Consider the following 18,166-nt stretch of genomic DNA (forward strand, 5'->3'; position numbering starts at 1 on the left):
TCTTTCTTTCACACTTGATTTTGAGATCATGCAATTGACCCCAGATAATAAGCTAAAGAAATTAATCGTAGTGGGAGACAGGGTACTCATCCGTCTAAAGAAACCCAATGAAAAAACATCAACGGGACTTTATCTTCCTCCAGGTGTACAGGAAAAAGAAAAAGTCCAGCAAGGTTATATCATAAAAACTGGCCCTGGATATCCAATTCCTATGCCTGTTGAAGATCATGAACCTTGGATGGATAATGATGAAAAAGTAAAATATGTCCCTCTCCAAGCAAAAGAAGGCGATTTGGCTATTTTTCTATTATCTGGAGCTCATGAAGTGATGTATGAGGGAGAAAAATATTACATCGTGTCCCAAGGAGCAATCCTAATGCTCGAACGGGAGCAAGAACTTTAAATAAAAATGCCCGATGAATATCATCGGGCATTTTTTGTTTCTCAATGAAACCAGATTTTTTTCTTTCGCATTCCTTTCGGAATGATGTAGGCAGCTTTTGAATTGGTATTCTTTGCTGAATATTCCTTCCAAGGCTTCCAGTTTTTCGCTTCTAATCCCTTCGGATTATGTATTTCCTTCCGGGTTCTAATTTTTAATTTGGAAGAGTTTTGATTCCAGGTTTTGGAATTTTTAGCTTCTATTCCTTGAGCATTTTCAGGATTGGCATCAAAGTATACAACGGTATTTTTCTTATTCTTTTCCCAAGCTGCTTGATTTTTAGCAGCTGGTCCGGTTGATAAGTTTTGACCGTACGCAAATCCGAAAAGAAGAAATAACGAAAGAAGGAAAATGCCTTTTTTCATACGATTTAATTTGGGTTTACAGCTAAATATACTGCCTCCACCAAAAAATGTTTTATAGACACCAACTTTTTTTACCCTTGAACAAAAAGCTGGTTTTTGGAAAAATCTCTATGATTAGGTAAAAAATCTAGCAGGAATTCTTAGCCATATTCAAATGTGAGGCAAGCCTGTTGATTTTTACGGGGATGAATAATATACAGGTACTAAAAAGAAAAAAACCGGATTGAAAATCAACCCGGCTTTTTCTTCAACAATAGACCCTGTTTTCTGAATCAAAAGGCAAAAACAGCTGCCAAAAGAAAAGATGAAAGGTTTTTGGATGCAGCCAAATCCTTATTCAAAAAGTAATCATTGCCCATGGAGTCAAGTCTGATTTCGGGTATGATTGTTAAATTATTTCCAATTTTCGCATTTGCAGAAAGCGTTACCGCGAAGACATTTCCATCTCCTGCATCGTCAAGACCAACTACCCCGTCAAGCCCTCCATTGAAAACATTGAAATACTCTCCTCGGAGACCCAAGCCAAAGTTTTCAGAAGGCCTAGCTTGAAGATATCCTGCAAAACCATAGAAACCGGAACCTTCTCCATCAAGAGGTAAAACATCTCCTCCGTCAAATTCCTGCCCCGAACTGGTAGTATTATAGGTCGTATTCACACCTAAATACCAAAAGTCAGATAGATCAAAGCCTGTAGTCAAATCGATTTGTAGGGTATTTCCGAAAGATGTCTGACCAGGTATAAGTGCTCCATCATTGACCAGCTTCCCGTCATTATCCCCATAGACTAAATTGAGGAATGTACTTCCCGACCCTGAAGAATATCCCAATTGTGCTCCATAAATAAAGGAGCCAAAAGGATTGAACTCGGTTAGATCTGTAGGGTTCATAACGGCTGCCATGAATGAAAATTTATCCGACAAAGCAATGTCTGCTTTCAATCCTGTATGGGAAAATGGCCCATAAGAGAACATGTACGAAGTAGAGTAATTGAAATTTCCAGTCGGAGAGATTACTTCATAGCCCAAAAAGGTATTGAAGTTTCCAAAAGTCAACGTGACTTTGTCTGTCGCCTTCCAGTACACATAAAGCTGATTGATGATCTGAGAGCTTCCAGCCATTCCCCCTGAATATAGCGGGGATCCAAAAACAGCATCTTCTCCTCGCGGACCAAAAACCAAGTCCACTACTGCCCCAACTTTTTCGCCATCATAAGTTGCAATCAGGTTGGCCATACCTAGAGAAAACCCGGGCAAATTGGCAAATGAACTAGCCGGAGCCATCATATTTTCACCCTTATTGGGGGCATTGAAATTAGTACGAAAATAGGCGTCAACAGACCCTGAAATTGTCAGTACGGAAGGTGTTTCTTCTTTTTCTTCCTGAGCAAAAATTTTATAAGAGGTACTTAGACAAATACATATAGTTAGTAGAAATATCTTTTTCATTTTAATTTTGGATGTTGGTTAATGATAGAGTTGACCAATAGAGCCCCTTGCCGATCGAAAGAGAGTCGCGTTTTTTTCTTCGGCAGGGGTTCTTCTTTTTTAGAGATTATTCATCGAATACGATGGTATATCCTCGGATTCCATGTTCGTGAGAATCCAAACCTGTTCGCTCGTGCTCTGCAGAAACACGGATTCCTACAGTTTTCTTAAGAATAAAGAATATGGTATAGGCAGAAAGGAAAGCTGTAACACCACATACTGCTACCCCGATTAATTGTGTCATGAAGCTATGCTCAGGATTGGTTGAGAAAATTCCTACACCAAGCGTACCCCAAACACCACAAGTAAGATGAACAGAAACTGCACCTACCACATCATCAAGGTGAAGCTTATCAAGAAGAATAGCTGATAGCACTACTAAAATCCCACCAATAAAGCCTACCAAAACAGCAGCTCCGGGATTGATAACATCAGCACCGGCGGTGATAGACACCAAACCAGCCAAAATCCCATTGAGTACCATCCCCAAGTCTAAGCGTTTGAAGGCAAAATAAGCAGCTAAGAATCCTCCAAGACCTCCAGCACAGGCTGCCAAAGAAGTGGTTACAAGGACAAAGGAAACCAATCCAGGGTCAGCGGATAGCACTGAGCCTCCATTGAATCCAAACCAGCCTAACCACAATAAAAAGACACCAATTACAGCTAAAGGTACACTTGCTCCTGGCTTCTCAACGGTTCTTCCATTCACATATTTTCCAATTCGAGGGCCTACCAAGATTACTCCAGCCAGTGCACCCCATCCACCAACTGAATGGACTAATGTGCTTCCAGCAAAATCATAGAATCCCATAGCATCTAAAGCACCACCTCCCCACTTCCAGCTACCGATAATTGGGTAAACAATTCCTACAAAGAATAGAGTGAAGATCAAATAAGCTCCAAGTTTCACACGCTCAGCAATTGCTCCAGAAACAATCGTGGCAGCAGTAGCAGCAAACATCGCCTGAAACAAAAAGTCTGTCCAGTATGTATAGCCCGCATTGGCATAATCGGCACTTACATCAGCCGCCGCAGGTGAAAACCAAAACATATTCCAACCGCTAAAGTCAAAACTCAACCAGCCTGGGACTTCAAATCCAGGATACATTAAATAGAAACCAATAGCAGCATAAGAAACAATACCGATGATTGGGGTTACGGTATTTTTAAAGAGAATATTCACTGTGTTTTTGGCTTGACCAAAACCAGCTTCTACTCCAGCAAAGCCAAGGTGCATAATAAATACCAGGGCCGTCGAAAGCATCATCCAAACGTTGTTGGTAGTAAGGATGTTCTTGGACATCTCCAAAGTGAGGTCCATCGTGGCCATATCATTGGCCAGAACGTGTACAAAATACTTCATAGGTTTAGGATTAAATTTGAACGTATTTCAAAATTTTTGATAGGTTTGAGAGCCTTGGCTCGAAACGAATGTAGGTTATTTTATGGCTAAAAAACAAATCACATTTTTAATCAAAGCCTATTTTTACTGATTTTTTAATTAATTTTTAAACCATTTTTTAATGAATTTGCAAAAAATGAATCGTTTTTGAGTAAATATTAACCCAACAATCTTAAAAAATATAATTTCGATTAGGTTTAGAATATTTTCTGAAAACGATTTCGAAAAACCTGAAACAGCCGATCATAAGGATATTTAAAGATTAAAAAGAATATTATTCTGTTTTTTATAGCTTTTATTAATAAAAATTCATTTTTACCAAATTATGAAAAATATAAATTTTCAAATTATTTGATTTTTTTTTAACCCAAATAAGAAAATCTTTTGATCAAAGCTTAAAAACTGGCTTGAAAAACAACCCATAAATAAAAAAGACCCGATTTACGGGCCTTTGATTCTCACTTTTTTCACTAAACAGATTATCTACTTTGAGATTTTGCAAAATCTTTTGCGAAATAGGTTAAAATGATCTTCGCTCCTGCACGTTTGATAGAAGTAAGTATCTCCATCATTGCTCGATCCTCGTCAATCCAACCCCGAGCTGCAGAAGCTTTTACCATACTGTATTCACCGGAAACATTATAAGCAGCAATTGGAAGAGGATAGTTATCATTTAATAGTTTGATCACATCCAAATAGGATAATGCTGGTTTCACCATTAAAAAATCAGCTCCTTCCTCCACATCCAAATCAGCTTCGATTAAAGCTTCTTTGGAATTGGCAGGATTCATCTGATAGGTTTTTTTATCACCAAACTTTGGAGCAGAATCTAAGGCATCCCGGAATGGCCCATAAAAGGCACTTGCATACTTTGCCGTGTAAGACATGATAGAGATATCCGTAAACCCATGCTGATCCAATTCCTCCCGAATAAAACCTACACGACCATCCATCATATCCGACGGCCCCAAAATATCCACTCCGGCATCAGCTTGAGCAAGAGACATTTTTGCCAAAATCTCCAGAGTCTCATCATTGAGGATTTTCCCATTTTGTACGATTCCATCATGTCCGTCACTGCTATAGGGATCCATCGCCACGTCAGACATTAGGCAAAGCTCTGGAAATCGATTTTTGATTTCCCTCAAACCTTTTAGATAAAATGTCTCAGGATTGTAGCTCTCCTTTGCGAATGGGTCTTTGAGTTCCTCAGGATAAGCTGGGAACACATCAAAGCTTTTAATTCCAAGGTTGAGGCATTCTTCGATTTCAAATAACATTTGATCGATCGAAAATCTGAAAATCCCCGGCATGGAGTCCACCGGAATCTTCTTTTTCTCACCAGAAACAAGGAAAAGAGGAAAAATCAAATCCTCAACACCTACAGAAGTTTCTTGAACTAGGTTTCTGATTGCTTCCGACTTCCGATTTCTTCTTGGTCTTCTATACATGGATTAAAATTTTACCCCAAAGGTACAATAGAGAACTCCGAACCTAAAATGATTTAATAATTATCCTCCATGGGCAATTAGCATTGGCTTTCAAATGATTATCTTAGAACTAGTTGCGTTATCATGAATCAAAAAAAGTTTCAAAATTCAATTTTTAGCAATTGGGATAAATTTTCCTGTTTGGATATCCGACCGAGGGAGTCTCAACAGCAAATTAAAATACCCAATTGCAATAACCTGGTTTTTTATTCAGCTCATGAACTGAAAAAACTAAGAAGAAAGGGGTTTTCTAGTGAGATCGGAAAAGAAATAATGGTTCGCATTCAATCTATCCAAAATAAATTCTTGTCCAACAAGCCCATATTATTGTTTGATGAAGGGAAAGGGTTTATCGCTCAAGCTATTTGGCAACATTATCAACCCACTCAGCAAGTATTTATTTATCGAAATGGAATTACGGGACTACTTCAAGAAGCTGAAGAGGTTTTCAAAAGAAAGTTAAAATATGTCACCCTATATGGGAAAACAGGTGTAGGCAAATCCGCTTTATTGGAATTTTTAAGAAGTAAAAACCAGCAAGTTCTCCATTTGGAAGAACTTGCAAATCACAAAGGTTCTACTTTCGGAAATCTGGAACACAAAACTCAGCTTAGCCAAGAATCCTTCATTCTCCAACTTGCAGAACAAGTGGCCCACTTCGATCCAAATAGACCCGTTTTTGTGGAATCAGAGAAATATAGTCTTGGAAAAAACCTAATCCCTCTTAGCCTCTTAGAAAATTTTTCAAATGGGAAACGAGTACAACTTAGCCTTTATAGGAAAAATCGGATTGAGAGGCTAATCAAGGATTATGCTGGCATAAATGACAAAGAAATAGAGGCGGGGATTGAAAAGTTAAAATTCAGAATTGGTTCTAAAAAAGCAGAAGATTTAAAAAGGCAACTATCCAGAAAAAACTACGAATTTGTCATGGAAGGGCTTTTAGATTACTTTGATAAATCTGATTCTTATCAAAAAAACGAAACTCTTTCATTCGATCTGATTCAAAATGCAGAAGACTTAGAAAAAGCAGGTTTAGATCTAATTGAAAGATTTAGCTAAAAAAAAACGTCTCCCGTAGAAGACGTACTGTGCCAACAGAAAGTTGAAGCATAACTCGTTGTCATACTGTTATCAAGGTCCAATTTCTTGTTCTTCTTCCTTGCTTGCTCAGGTTCCTAACACCGTAGTGCTTTTATCTTTAATATCCTTTCGGATTTATTTCCAATCAAGTTGATACAATTTAATCTTTTAATCTTTATTTTCCAATACTAAGTCAAATCTTAAACCGCTACTTCCTTCTCCTCTTCCGGTTCTCTTTCTTCGACCATACCAAATCACAATTTTCCCATTATACCAACGTGTCCGTTGATAGGTACTTGTAAGCTTGACTCCTGCCCTTGGAATTTCTTCCTCATTAATATACAATGGATAAACCTGTCCGTCATCCTCATCAATCCCATCTCGAAGTAGAGGCGTTCTTGGGCGAATAGCATGTGGAGCAAAAAGCTCATTAATTCTTGGCATTGATGCTCTTTGGAAGTGAATTTCTCGATTTGACCCTTGCTGATGAACAGGTATAAACGGAATCCAATTCTCACTTACACTATTTCCTAATTGATATCTCAATTGGGCTTTATAGGTAGAGGCTTTTCCTTCACTATTGTTATCCAAAGCTACTGGAAGCGAAATTTCAGATGGGATTTCTTTCGGTTGAATCAAACGTGAAAATTCATCTTGAAGGCTTTTTGCCGCTTCATATCCATCAAGCCCTTCTCCTATCCCATTCGGAACCCTAGCTTCAATACCCCAAACCAAATTGGCCATTTCATCACGGATAAATTTCACTTCTTCTATTGGATCACTCTCAAGTGTTTTTACCGCTGCTGCTGGAAGTAGAACCCGTTTATCAAAGTCAGGACTTTCAAACTCGCCTTTTTCAACCGTCAGGGCATACATATTCCACTCATTCCAGCTTTCCCCATCTTTGTGAGCTGCCTCTACATAGAAATTTTGTCCGAAAGTATCACGAACCAAAATCCCTTCCACTTCTACCATAGAGCCAGTAGGAATATCATAGGGAATAGCCAACCAATCATTACTGTATTGCAAAGCGTATTGGGTCACCAAAATCTTTGCAATATCAGTATCAGAGGCTTTCAGATTCCCCAAATCAATGGAGCCATCCTCCATTTCCCACCATCTTGAGTTAGGCATGCCTGCGAAGCTTGCCTCGGAAGGAATCACTGTTAAAACCTCTCTTTTTCGAATAGAATTATCAAAGGGTTGATTTGATTCCTCTTTTTCTTTAGCTACGTCAAATGAAAACCAATCCAAATGCCCATGGAAATACTCTTCAGCATTTAATTCAGTTTCTGTTCCATTTCCCTCATCAATACCAGTTCTAAAGCTGTATTCTAGTCGTTCTTTTAGCCACGAATCCTTCTCAACACTTTCAGGTATATTCAATTCATTTTTTACAAAATCAACCCAATTTTTAGCAACTAAAAGCGCCAAACTTTTATGCTTCGATAGAATGAATTTATCAGAAGTTGGCGATTGGCTAGGGGCAAGAATAAGATTGTTTATTTTTGTCGGGTCACTCCATAAAAGATCCCAAAGGGACTTTCCATTTAAGGCTCTTCCGCTCACAGCACGTAAAAAGGAAGCTGCTTGCTGCAAACTTAGAATTCGAGCTTTTACAGCTGCATCTTCAGCAGTTTCACCACCTTCAAATTGTGGGACTTCAAAAGGGAATTTTTCTTTAAAATTATCCTGATACATCCCAGAAACGTAACCTTTACTTGCTGGAAGTTTTCCCCCTTCCTCATCAAATAGCTGCAAAAATTTTTTCCCAATTCGAACAGCCATTTTCAAATCGATCTCGGGAGTCAATCGCTCTACTCTTGCTTCTAAAGGAATATCCTCCGAATAAGGCGATTTTGTCCCATCGCCTCCAGTGAATGAGGTCATTCTGACCATATTTATGGCGGCCTTAGCAAAAATTGCCGACCCGGCATCTTCTCCCTTCAACTCACCAAACTGGTACTGTCTAGCCAGCATCCATAAAGGATCATTAATTTTTGCAGCTAGGGAATCGTCTAGTTCTTCTTCACGGGGACGACCTTCGATTCGGTTATAAGCCCTAAAGGGTTCACAGGGGTAATATGGTTTTATGGTTGACATTATTCTTCAGGTTCGTATCCAACATTCACGCTAGTATAATCTATAAAAAGCCCGAGTGCATCGCTTCCAGACGATCCATCATTTGTCTCGTCTTCATCAGATGCAGCCAGTTTTCGAGCAAACTCATCATCTCCAAATGCCAAGGCTGCAGTAGCAGGTAAAACTTGAGAAAACATGGATTTATCCACTTGGTCTGGTTCAACAGCTCTCAATTTTGCCAATTGAAAAGCTTCTTCCACACAAAGCGCTAATTCCTCAAAATCCCAAGTCCCTCTTTTTTCAGGAGGAACAGCCAAAAGCAAACTTTGTGGAGCTCTGGAGTCAGGTTGATTAAAATGAAAAGCTATTCCTGTAGTCTCTTTTGGATCCGGAATGATTTCCATCCATTCATCCAAGAACAATCCACAACAAGTTGCCTGAAGGTTTTCTTTCCCAAAAATCAACAAAGACAATCGGTCTCCATCAGAAGTATAAGATTCCGGGAATTCAGCCCCTAACCAATAATCTCTTTCCGATACTGGTGGAAGATTATTCAAATCAAATGGCAATTGTACTGGCTGAAAACTTACCTGCTCATCATGAAGCACTTCCCCCAAAATCGAAACTGTTTCCAAATAACCTAGTCTATTTCTAACCAATGAAATTCCAGACCACCAATCTTGGAGCTGTGCTTCAGTCTTATGACGCAGAGGTCCTTCAGGTCTAGGCATATTTAATTGACCGTTCAAGTCAGCTTCATTACTGATACCTATCTTAGGCACAAGTTTAAAACCACTTCCAAAAAACTTAGTAGAAAATTCAGCTGCAAAACTGATCCATTTTCCCTGATCAATTTCAAATTCCAATTCAGAAAGCTGAGCTTGGGCAAAGGAGATATTTTCAATCATTTTGGCTTTTGCCGAAATAATTCGCTGAGCGAGAGAAAGGATATCCTCATCTGGATTTACAGGATAGAATCCTGAAAACCCGAAACTTGATAAAGCTTTTAAAGAATCAATTGCCAATTCCTTTTCGGAAGGAGAATAGGATGTTTTGGAAGATTCAAAAGGTGCCAACGTATCTAAAAGATCCTGGTAATCATTTAATGAAGTATTTATTCGAGCACTTAAATCCGTCAAATCTATTCCTGCGGCCTCTGGCCCAAAATTCATTTCATCTTCTGCAATTCGATAATCCCTTGCATCAGCTCCACGGGCCCCTCCAATCACTTTTCCCAAATGCTGAAGCAAGGATATGATTTCTCCAAAGCTTAATGCAGATGAGCTAGAGGCTTCATTAAAGTTTATCGAAATATCGTCTTCCTCAGAAGCATCATTTTGTCTCAAGTAATCAATGCACCTGGCCTGTAATTCACCTAAACTTTCATCACCTCCACTAGTCACCAATAAAACCAAATCAATGGGCTGCATTCCCAAATCAGAAAGACTGATCGCTGTCTGAGTATCTCCATAAACTGCCTTCCATGACACAAGATCCGGATCACCGATCTTGGATGCCAACCAATGATTGAGAGATGGCTCCGCTTTAGACCTGGGACTAACTTCCACCCCAACCCAAGGAGTATTTGAATTAGAAATGACCGGAATCTGAAGCAAAGCTCTTTGGGTCACCATGACTCCTTGTCTGAAGGTTTTAATAATTTCTGGATCGAGGGGCACTTTCCCCTCAGAAATGGAATTCAATACGGCACTTGCCCGAACATGATTTCCTCTCACTAGTTGATAAACTCCTTCTGCTGTCACCAAATCACCCAAGGCATCTATGGCATCCGCGATATTGTCTAACTCATGAACAATTGCCCTGATTTTCTTTCGCTCTAACTGAGGTGTAGACCCCGTACTTGGTGCAGCAGGATTTGGGAGCTGACTTGCCAAGACCCAAGGAAACCCTTTAAACTGAACTGGTGAGACATTGTCATTGATAATATTATCCACAAAAGTTAAATCCGGATTCCATAATCCAGCATCAGTTAAATGCTTTTCAACATGATCTATTAAGGCTAAACCATCTACCACATTCAATGCTTTGATGGATTCTGACTGGGTAGTGTCAGTGGGATCTACAGAAGAATCCGAATAGGTGGGGAATTTCCTGCGAAGACGATAAATATAAACGTCCATTTCCAATGGATTTCCTCCATCATCCTGATACTTTTCATGTAGTGCTCGCTCAAACTGATATCCTAATAAGGCACCTGTTTCCTGACCATTTCCCACACCCTCCAAGAGATGTAAAGCCTTCCTTACCCTTGCAGAGGTGAGATTTACCGAAAGGGCATTATTGCTATCTCCTTTCGCCTTTATGGAATTATATCCTGCACGTAACACTGCAGCGGCGACAGCATGATTCATACTAGGGCCATGGATAAATCCCTGACTATCCGGAAGCTTTTTCACATCTTGTCCATTTGAGGACTCCAATCCTTCAGGAAGTTTGGGAACCGACTCCATTTCTTCAGATCTCCGTAAATCGTGGACAAATCCATAAGCTCCCAAATAGGTTCCTGATGAATTTCCTCTCCTCAATTCTCTCAATCGGTAGTCAGATAAGCCTGTCAACCAAGCGTCTAGTCTGTATGTAACTAAATCAATGTGAGAAGATAGCAAGCGCTCCAAGGTAGGAACGTCCAAGTTTTTAATTTTTTCAAGAGCTTTCTTCGCATAGACGCCATGGTCATAAACCCAAGCGCCACGAATCATTGCCATTAAGACAGAATACTGGGTTTTTTCTTCTCCATCGATTTCTACCTTTGGAAGGTCTTCAAAATGAAGGCCTGTAACTTTTTCTAAAGTATTCTGGTCAAGAATCCATTCCAGATAATTTTTCCCTTTGTCCGTTACAGCCAAGGGGCCTTCACCTAATTGCTCGTCCTGTACTAAAGGACCTAATATAAAATTCCCTTCAGTAAATCGGTTTTTGTAAATATTTGACTTAGAAATCGCATTGGTTTGGGTGTTTTGGGAGGTATGTCCCAGACCACTTAGTAGCTGTTTATAATTATAAGCGATTTCACCAGGAGTAAATGCCCCTTCCAAATAGTCCCAATTTACCTGGAAACCTTCTCCCTCCTCATCCGGATCTTGCCATCGATTGGCAGCATTGACACCAAATCGATAGAAAAATTCTTTAGAGAAAGGCTCTAGTCCCAAAACCTTCAAAAATTCCGCTTGCGGATTTGACTTATACTGATCACTGTTGATATGAAGGGGTTTTTCTCTAAAGTTCTCAAAACCTTTTTTCGTTTGCTTCAAAAACAACGTGAGGTTTTTGATATAATTAGATTCAGTCCCCTTTTGGGTGGAACCTTGAGATTTGAATAAATCCACAGGAGAAACAGGCAGAATTCCATAGGGCTGATTATCTACTCTGAATACTGGTAATGTTCCTAGGGCAGACACATGATGTAGCATAAACAACATGGTCTGATTGATATCAAAATCCTCCATGAGATTAGGAATCATTACCTTGAAATAATATTTCAAGGTGGCATTGAACAGTGCTCTGTTCATAGCTCTTCCCAGACAAATATCCTTTTTATCATGATGCCTGATGTCATTTGCTAATGATTCCGGTATTCCCAGAGCTTCCTTAAAAAACTGGCCATCAGAAACGTCCAATTCAAATTTATCATCAAAGCTATTCACATAAGAAGGCGGATTTTGAGCAAAAAACAAATCAAATGCTCCGTCCAAATCGTCATCTAAAGCTCGATAAGGAGATTTGACCTGATCGGTATTATTAGTGGCAGTTCCAGCTGCTAAATATTCCAGCCCTCCATCACTGTATAAGTGATTAGTAAATAATTTATTTATTAATGCCTGGCTTTGGATGGCATCCTTATTTTTGACCCCATAGGCCATAACCAAGTCAAAGCCCTGCTCCCAATCATCTTTATCCAAAGGAATCTTAATCCCCATGCCAGCATCTACTGCCGCATTGAAATCAAACATCCAACTAATCTCCCCTGGCACTTCCAAATCCCCATTAGGGAGATGCTTGAAATAATCAGCCTGATCCCCACTAGGATCCAAACTTACAGGAAGCGGTTTTTGGACTGTTTTACCAGTGGCAATATGCTGATATTGATCTCCTCTTTTTGTAATCACTACAAAACGATCTGGTAGAACTTCTGTAAACCCTGCCCTATCCCAACTTTTAGTTTTCTTAGGAACATTTGGAAAGGTCAACGCTGATTTAAAGGGTTGATTAAGTTCTTTTAGATGGTCTTTATAGTATTCATAGATTATTTTCCCGGACTCATTGATAAGAAGTGCGAGCTGCTCTATTTGAGACTTTTGCAAGGCCGATGTTCGAGCTGTAATCCAGCTTTCTAAACTTGTCAAAAGATGACGAAAGTGGGAAATAGCAATATCTAAAGTTCCTTTAGTCTCTAAACAAGGAGTAAAATGTGAAGCTGAAATCAGTTGCTTAAGCCGTTGCGGTGCAGATGCAAAGGCAAGCTCTAGCTTCTTGATTGTTGCATCTGATTTAGTTAGTGCTCGGCTCTTTCTTTTTTGATAACCAAGTTCCTCAACCAAGAAGTCGAATAACTCATCCTTAATTTTTTCTATGTTGCCTGTGGCGATTTCCTTTGGCTCTAAAGCCCGGATGGCATAAGCAGCCCTTCGTACTCCTAAGCTTACAGCTGCTGCACGCCAAGCACCTAGCTTTGCCGATTCTCTTTCAGACTCAGGTTTACTATAAACCTCATAATAATAGTCTTTTGCAGCCTGCTCTTCATTGTCAGTCAGTCGTTCATCATGGTTGTCAATAGCAATATCATCCGGAAAAATCCGAACCCATAGCTCGGTCACCTCTTCTGTACGAGGTGTAAAAATCACACGATTTCTGTAATCCTCATAAAACCGATCTCTGGGATTATTAACATCTACCAATTGATCCAGAATCTGATTTTCAATTGTGACCAGCATTCGGTCAGCTTCCACTTGAGTATCTGCTGCTTCAGGTAAAGGGTTTGCCTTTAAGACATTATTTACCTGGTCTCTGAGACTGAAATAGGCACTTTTTAATTGATTATACTCTCCTCTGGGAAGCAAAATCGTACTAGAGGCAGTGGTTTTTATTTTTTCCTGCAGCTGGGATAGCTGACTCTTTAAATTCTCCAGTACTTGCTTGGGTGGTTTTTCCCGAGTATTCACAATGACATCCCGAGTATTCAGAATACTTCTGCGAGTCGCAATCGATGAAAGTGAACTGGCTTTAAGCTTATTTTCCGCAAGAATTTGATTTTCCAGCTTTTTAAAGCCCGGCTCCAATTCCCGCATGTCATTTAGATATCCTCTAAGCTGGGTGTTTAACTTTGAAATCCCCCTTTTTTCAATTGGTGTTCTTGGTTTGATTTTTTTCGAAGCAGCTTGAAAACTAAGCAACTGCTTTTTCAGAACTCCATAATTCTTTTTCAACTTATTGATCTCATCCAAAGTCCCATCAAGTGGTAATTGGGCATGCTTATGAATATCCTTCAAAAGGGTTATCAATTCTTTTTGAACTGAAATCAAACTGCGGTAATCTTTTATCCCAATTTTTACTTTTGCAGCAATGAAAAAACTTGCCTTTACTATTTTGGGATTAAGTTGTTTGACAGGAAAAGTTTTTAAAGTTTCTCTAAATCGGGTGATTGGGACTGTTTCCTCATCAATTTTTTTCTTCAGTGTATTAATCTTCTTTCGAAGCTCGTACTCTTCCCTCTTGAGATCTTTTTTTCCTGTGTAGCCGATTTTAAAATTGGTAAGTCTGACATTTCCACTTTTATGCTTCCGCTTGATTAAGGAAATATTGCTTTGAATTTTCTTGAGCATGTCATCTGTGGCTCGAAAATCCGGTGAATCCGCTAAAGCATCCAACTCGTCCAATCGATCCTCAATGTTTTTAAGTTCCTTATCTAATGTGGCCGCATTGATTTTATTAGAAACAAAAATTGCATCGATGCTTTTATGTAATTTTTCAAGGGCACCCAGATATAACTTTCCTTTTTCATATACAAAAAGAGAAGGCGTTTTAAGTCGTTCTACAGCCTTTACTAATTCATCGATCCGATCCGTCAATCCTGATTTTGTAGTGGCAAGCTCATCCCAAATCCAAAATGATTGAACCACGGATTTCAAATCACCTGCTGCATCTCTAAGTACTACTTTATCAACTCTTTCCGCTTCTTTAATTTTGTTTACAAGCCCAGTGATTCGCTGAACTTCTTTTTGAAAATCACCAAATTGTTTTTTTACCTGATTTTGAGCTTGCTTCTGCTTTCTTCCAAAAATTGCCTGTGCCCTTACTCCTTCTTTTTCCTCACTCGTCTGAAATTCCTGGATAGAATCTTCAAGAATCCGGACATCAAAAATCAACTTATAGAGCTGTTGGATAATAGTATTTACATCGCCTTTGCCCGGCACAGATGGTTTTAAAACCCGTGAATACTTCATGAACTTTGTCTCCAGCCGAACTGGCAGCATCAGGACAGGGAAATCATCACTTCGCTGATTGAAAGCATTTTTGATTTGATGAAAAATCGGATCGTTATATTTTCCTACAAGTTCTGGGATAGGCATAGCGCTTAATCGTTTAGCATGGTAGATGCATGTCGTGCAAAAAGAATAGGAGCTTGGTAAAGAATATAGGCCATGTCACTGCTGCTTGCTCCCCATTGTGCAGCTCTTGGGCCCGTTCCGCTAGGACTCAGTTGGATATTCACTCCATTCACTTTCAAAAAAGAAGGTTGCTTGGAAGCGTTTCCTGTCAGATGTTCCCAGGTGACTTGATTCCAATTGTCAGGAGTCATATCCAATGCTCCATCCAAATCATCCAAACCAAAACTTACCTGACCTGGTCTCTCTCGCAATACAAAAAACCAACCTGGATTATTTGTCCTGTTACCATTCGCTTCCTCCTGCGAAAGCTCAAATCCAAAGAAATAAACATCTGGTTCTATGGACCCACTAAGAATCGGCCATTTGACATTTCCGGATTGATTGTAATCACTTAACTGCCTCGGAAGTGCCGGATTCCCATTTTTGTAAACAGCCTTTTGGGCATAAACCAAGGTGTTTGGATATTTTCTCAGCAAATCCCCTTTAATCAAAAGCACAAGACCGGCTCCTGGTTTTTCCTCATTATTTCCAAGAGCCTTGTTCCATTTATGAATTTCTTTGATATCAGCTCGTGCATTTTGATTGGCGAGCATTGCCTCCACATAAGCCTCATAATCGTCTCCTACTTCGACATCTTTCATTGGGTCATTGTCATACTCCCAAAAATGCCGGAAATAACTTCCTCGCATATCAGTAGGAAATTCTCTCCATAGTAATTCCCTAGAAAATTCATGATTCATCCCCATCAAGAAAGACTCGATAAACTGACGGTTCGTCTCCATCAGTGTAATGGTATTCGGCTCAATTTCACTGATATTTGGAATGATATAATCGGGAGAAATTTCCTTGAGATACTCGTAAACAGGTATCGGAAATCGTGGATAAGCCATGATAGGCTTATTGTTAAGCGTAATATTTGAAGCAAAAAATGAAGCCAGCTTCCGAGTAAAATTCAATTTGGGATTTAGTTTTAATCGGATTTTTTCATGAATATCCAATGGCAAAGTAGCTCGAAGTGGCTTTTGAACAAGTTTTGCTATTGTATCTGTCCCTTGAGAGATTACAAACTTATCTGAGAAACTAGTAAGGAAATCCTCTCGAGTCTTAACAGTAGCACTTTGTTTATATTGAATAATAGTGCTAGATGAAGCCCCACCTTTTACAAACTTTACCTCGTCATTTGGGCCATAAATCCCCTCCGTAAAATTGGGATTGATTCTATCTTCGAATACCTCTGGATTGACAATGAATTTTCGGTTGACTCCAATCTTTTGTCTACTAGTAATGCCATTTAATATGTCCTCAGCCCTTTTCTTTGGTTCTGGCTCCAAATCAGTGAGTTTGGCCATTACAGCCGAAGTTGAAAAACTCACATCTGAAAACTCCAAAATCGCATTGGTCAACTTTTCCATGAAAGAGATTGGAGGGTTTTCTAAAACCACATCAACAATATTCTCATAGGCTTTTAAAGTAGGTAAAACCATGGCTGGTTCAGACCTGGAAGGAGCTGCCGAAATTCTACCGTTTTCTTCACTTTGGATGTTCAGTTTGGATATCAAATCCTGATTAAGTATTTCCAAGGCTCCATCCTTACCCCCATTCATCAAAGCAGTGGGCGTAAAATTATTTGCTACTTTCAAGAAAGTACCCGACCGAATTGCTGTTGGGACGATAGAAGTCTTAATAGCTTTTTTCACGGTCGATTCAGCGTCTAATTTCAAGACTTCAAATGCTTTTCCTGTTGCATTTATAAAGTCAAACTGATTCAACTTAAAGACTTTTTTGACTGCTAAGGCTTGGGTAGCCCTTTTCATCAACTCACTTTCCCTAATTTTTTGATTGGCTTCATTTATCTCTCCGATTTGCTCCCAGGCCATCTCCATAAAGTGCTCTTGATGTTTTTGAACTACCTGCACTCCCAACCCAGCAGCTGCTCGATGACTAGGATGAAGATTCATTTGGTGGATCCAATCTGATCCATTTGCTGACAACTTATTCACTCCTTTATGCCATTTACCATAAATCGGTGGGGTAATAATGGGATCTTGTTCAGCATTTGGAGAATAGAAAAAGGATGGATTAGGAATAGGGGTTGTATCCTGGAGATCAAAAGAAAGGTTCAAGACTCTCAATAATTGGTTCTTAAGATCTTGTTGGCTCATAGGCCAAGGGGCTGTTTGATAGTCTGGATGTCTGAGAGCCCCTTCCACATAGCCAAGAGCATCTACTCCAACTGGTTTGATCCCAAAACCAATATCCTCCATCTCCATTTCCCTCTTCCCAATATTTTCAGGCAATTCACGGGCTTCCAAAAGTTGAGCTAAACTTTCAAAATCTCCTCCTTCATCTACTTTAAAAGACCAAGTATAGTAATAGGGATAACTGGATGGATTGGTACCCCCAGTGATTGCTGTCCGAGACCAAGAAGGTTTTTGAGCGGGAACATTTTCCGTATCCAATCCCAAACCAGCCAACCTGCCAGTTTCAAATGCTGGAATCAAAAAAGCATGATAGACATTTGGATCATAATCCAAAGAAGGAGAAGGCTCTGTATATTCCAGCTTTCTTGCGCATAGCAATCTAGAAAGAGCTAAATCCGGATTTTTAGAGAGTTTTTGAGACAATTGCACTTCCGGGTCAGATGGAGAGTCGCCCAAATCCTCCAAAACATGAACATGAGCCAAAGCATAGGTATCCTTTTCATTGCAAAAAACTTCAGCTAAGGCATCATTGCTGATAGTAATAAAAGGAGTAGGAGTCCCTCCAGTACTTTTTTCGAATTCATTTTCCCTAAGGACAATCAAACCCAACCAAGGTCTGAGTTTATTTCCAACTGGCTTGGCAGGTGTAAACCTCCATGGAAGGTCCTCTTCATAAAACTCAACATAGCAAAGATTATTGGTCTCAAAATTTGTGACCCCTTTTTTAGGATGTACCCTGATGATCGATTTGGAATTTACTCCCAAAACATCTCCAGGGCCTTGCACTTTGACAACTTTGGTGATTGTATGAGTCTGTGAAACTTCTGCTTTGGTAGCCTTCACTTTCGTTGTCACAGTGATTTCAGGGCGCTCAAGAGTAGCGTTATTTGGCAAAGTATTTCCCAAAAAATCTGCTTCTAGGATTTCATTCCCTAAGCCTTGTCTAACCCAAGGTAAAAATGAATAATTAGCTAAAACTGAATCTGGCATA

At 39.6% G+C, this 18,166-nt stretch carries 9 protein-coding genes; 2 read left to right on the forward strand and 7 right to left on the reverse strand.

Features of this window, described 5'->3' with window-relative positions; genetic code table 11:
- Positions 1–28 precede the first annotated feature (28 nt).
- The gene (locus NY014_RS08220) at positions 29–403 is read left to right on the forward strand and encodes a co-chaperone GroES (protein WP_259414082.1); all 375 of its coding nucleotides are present in this window, start codon (positions 29–31) and stop codon (positions 401–403) included.
- Positions 404–444: 41 nt separating this feature from the next.
- Here the strand turns inward: NY014_RS08220 and NY014_RS08225 are convergent, their stop codons facing one another.
- From NY014_RS08225 to hemB, 4 genes are all read right to left on the reverse strand, one after another.
- Positions 445–807 carry a hypothetical protein gene (locus tag NY014_RS08225; RefSeq protein WP_259414083.1) on the reverse strand — a complete coding sequence of 121 codons (363 nt, stop codon included), beginning with the start codon at positions 805–807 and terminating at the stop codon, positions 445–447.
- A 272-nt stretch (positions 808–1,079) separates the two neighbouring features.
- Positions 1,080–2,252 (reverse strand): porin, encoded by a 1,173-nt coding sequence (locus NY014_RS08230; RefSeq protein ID WP_259414084.1) that lies wholly within the window; start codon positions 2,250–2,252, stop codon positions 1,080–1,082.
- Positions 2,253–2,358: 106 nt separating this feature from the next.
- A complete protein-coding gene (locus NY014_RS08235) occupies positions 2,359–3,621 on the reverse strand; it encodes an ammonium transporter (protein WP_435520617.1) in 1,263 nt (420 codons plus the stop codon).
- Positions 3,622–4,172: 551 nt separating this feature from the next.
- Complete coding sequence (hemB, locus tag NY014_RS08240; RefSeq protein WP_259414086.1) at positions 4,173–5,144, reverse strand: porphobilinogen synthase; 972 nt, start codon at positions 5,142–5,144, stop codon at positions 4,173–4,175.
- A gap of 312 nt (positions 5,145–5,456) precedes the next feature.
- On the opposite strand from hemB, the gene NY014_RS08245 reads away from it, so the two are divergent.
- Positions 5,457–6,245, forward strand: coding sequence for a tRNA 2-selenouridine(34) synthase MnmH (locus tag NY014_RS08245; RefSeq protein WP_259414088.1), 789 nt, complete (start codon positions 5,457–5,459; stop codon positions 6,243–6,245).
- Positions 6,246–6,434: 189 nt separating this feature from the next.
- Here NY014_RS08245 and NY014_RS08250 read toward each other — a convergent pair whose 3' ends face one another.
- The 3 genes from NY014_RS08250 to NY014_RS08260 are packed head-to-tail and all read right to left on the reverse strand — an operon-like array spanning position 6,435 to position 18,165.
- Positions 6,435–8,369 carry a hypothetical protein gene (locus NY014_RS08250; protein ID WP_259414089.1) on the reverse strand — a complete coding sequence of 645 codons (1,935 nt, stop codon included), beginning with the start codon at positions 8,367–8,369 and terminating at the stop codon, positions 6,435–6,437.
- The gene (locus NY014_RS08255) at positions 8,369–14,935 is read right to left on the reverse strand and encodes a coiled-coil domain-containing protein (protein WP_259414090.1); all 6,567 of its coding nucleotides are present in this window, start codon (positions 14,933–14,935) and stop codon (positions 8,369–8,371) included. The genes NY014_RS08250 and NY014_RS08255 overlap by 1 nt, the downstream gene beginning before the upstream one ends.
- Positions 14,936–14,940: 5 nt before the next feature.
- Positions 14,941–18,165, reverse strand: coding sequence for a hypothetical protein (locus NY014_RS08260; RefSeq protein ID WP_259414091.1), 3,225 nt, complete (start codon positions 18,163–18,165; stop codon positions 14,941–14,943).
- Position 18,166: the final 1 nt, after the last annotated feature.

Source organism: Algoriphagus limi (genome assembly GCF_024919275.1).
In the GTDB taxonomy this organism is placed as follows: Bacteria; Bacteroidota; Bacteroidia; order Cytophagales; family Cyclobacteriaceae; genus Algoriphagus; species Algoriphagus limi.

Bases quoted from the DNA above. Each gene is read 5' to 3' on its own strand.
- NY014_RS08220 (WP_259414082.1), top strand. From the start codon at position 29: ATGCAATTGACCCCAGATAATAAGCTAAAGAAATTAATCGTAGTGGGA.
- NY014_RS08225 (WP_259414083.1), bottom strand. From the start codon at position 807: ATGAAAAAAGGCATTTTCCTTCTTTCGTTATTTCTTCTTTTCGGATTT.
- NY014_RS08230 (WP_259414084.1), bottom strand. From the start codon at position 2,252: ATGAAAAAGATATTTCTACTAACTATATGTATTTGTCTAAGTACCTCT.
- NY014_RS08235 (WP_435520617.1), bottom strand. From the start codon at position 3,621: ATGGCCACGATGGACCTCACTTTGGAGATGTCCAAGAACATCCTTACT.
- hemB (WP_259414086.1), bottom strand. From the start codon at position 5,144: ATGTATAGAAGACCAAGAAGAAATCGGAAGTCGGAAGCAATCAGAAAC.
- NY014_RS08245 (WP_259414088.1), top strand. From the start codon at position 5,457: ATGGTTCGCATTCAATCTATCCAAAATAAATTCTTGTCCAACAAGCCC.
- NY014_RS08250 (WP_259414089.1), bottom strand. From the start codon at position 8,369: ATGTCAACCATAAAACCATATTACCCCTGTGAACCCTTTAGGGCTTAT.
- NY014_RS08255 (WP_259414090.1), bottom strand. From the start codon at position 14,935: ATGCCTATCCCAGAACTTGTAGGAAAATATAACGATCCGATTTTTCAT.
- NY014_RS08260 (WP_259414091.1), bottom strand. From the start codon at position 18,165: ATGCCAGATTCAGTTTTAGCTAATTATTCATTTTTACCTTGGGTTAGA.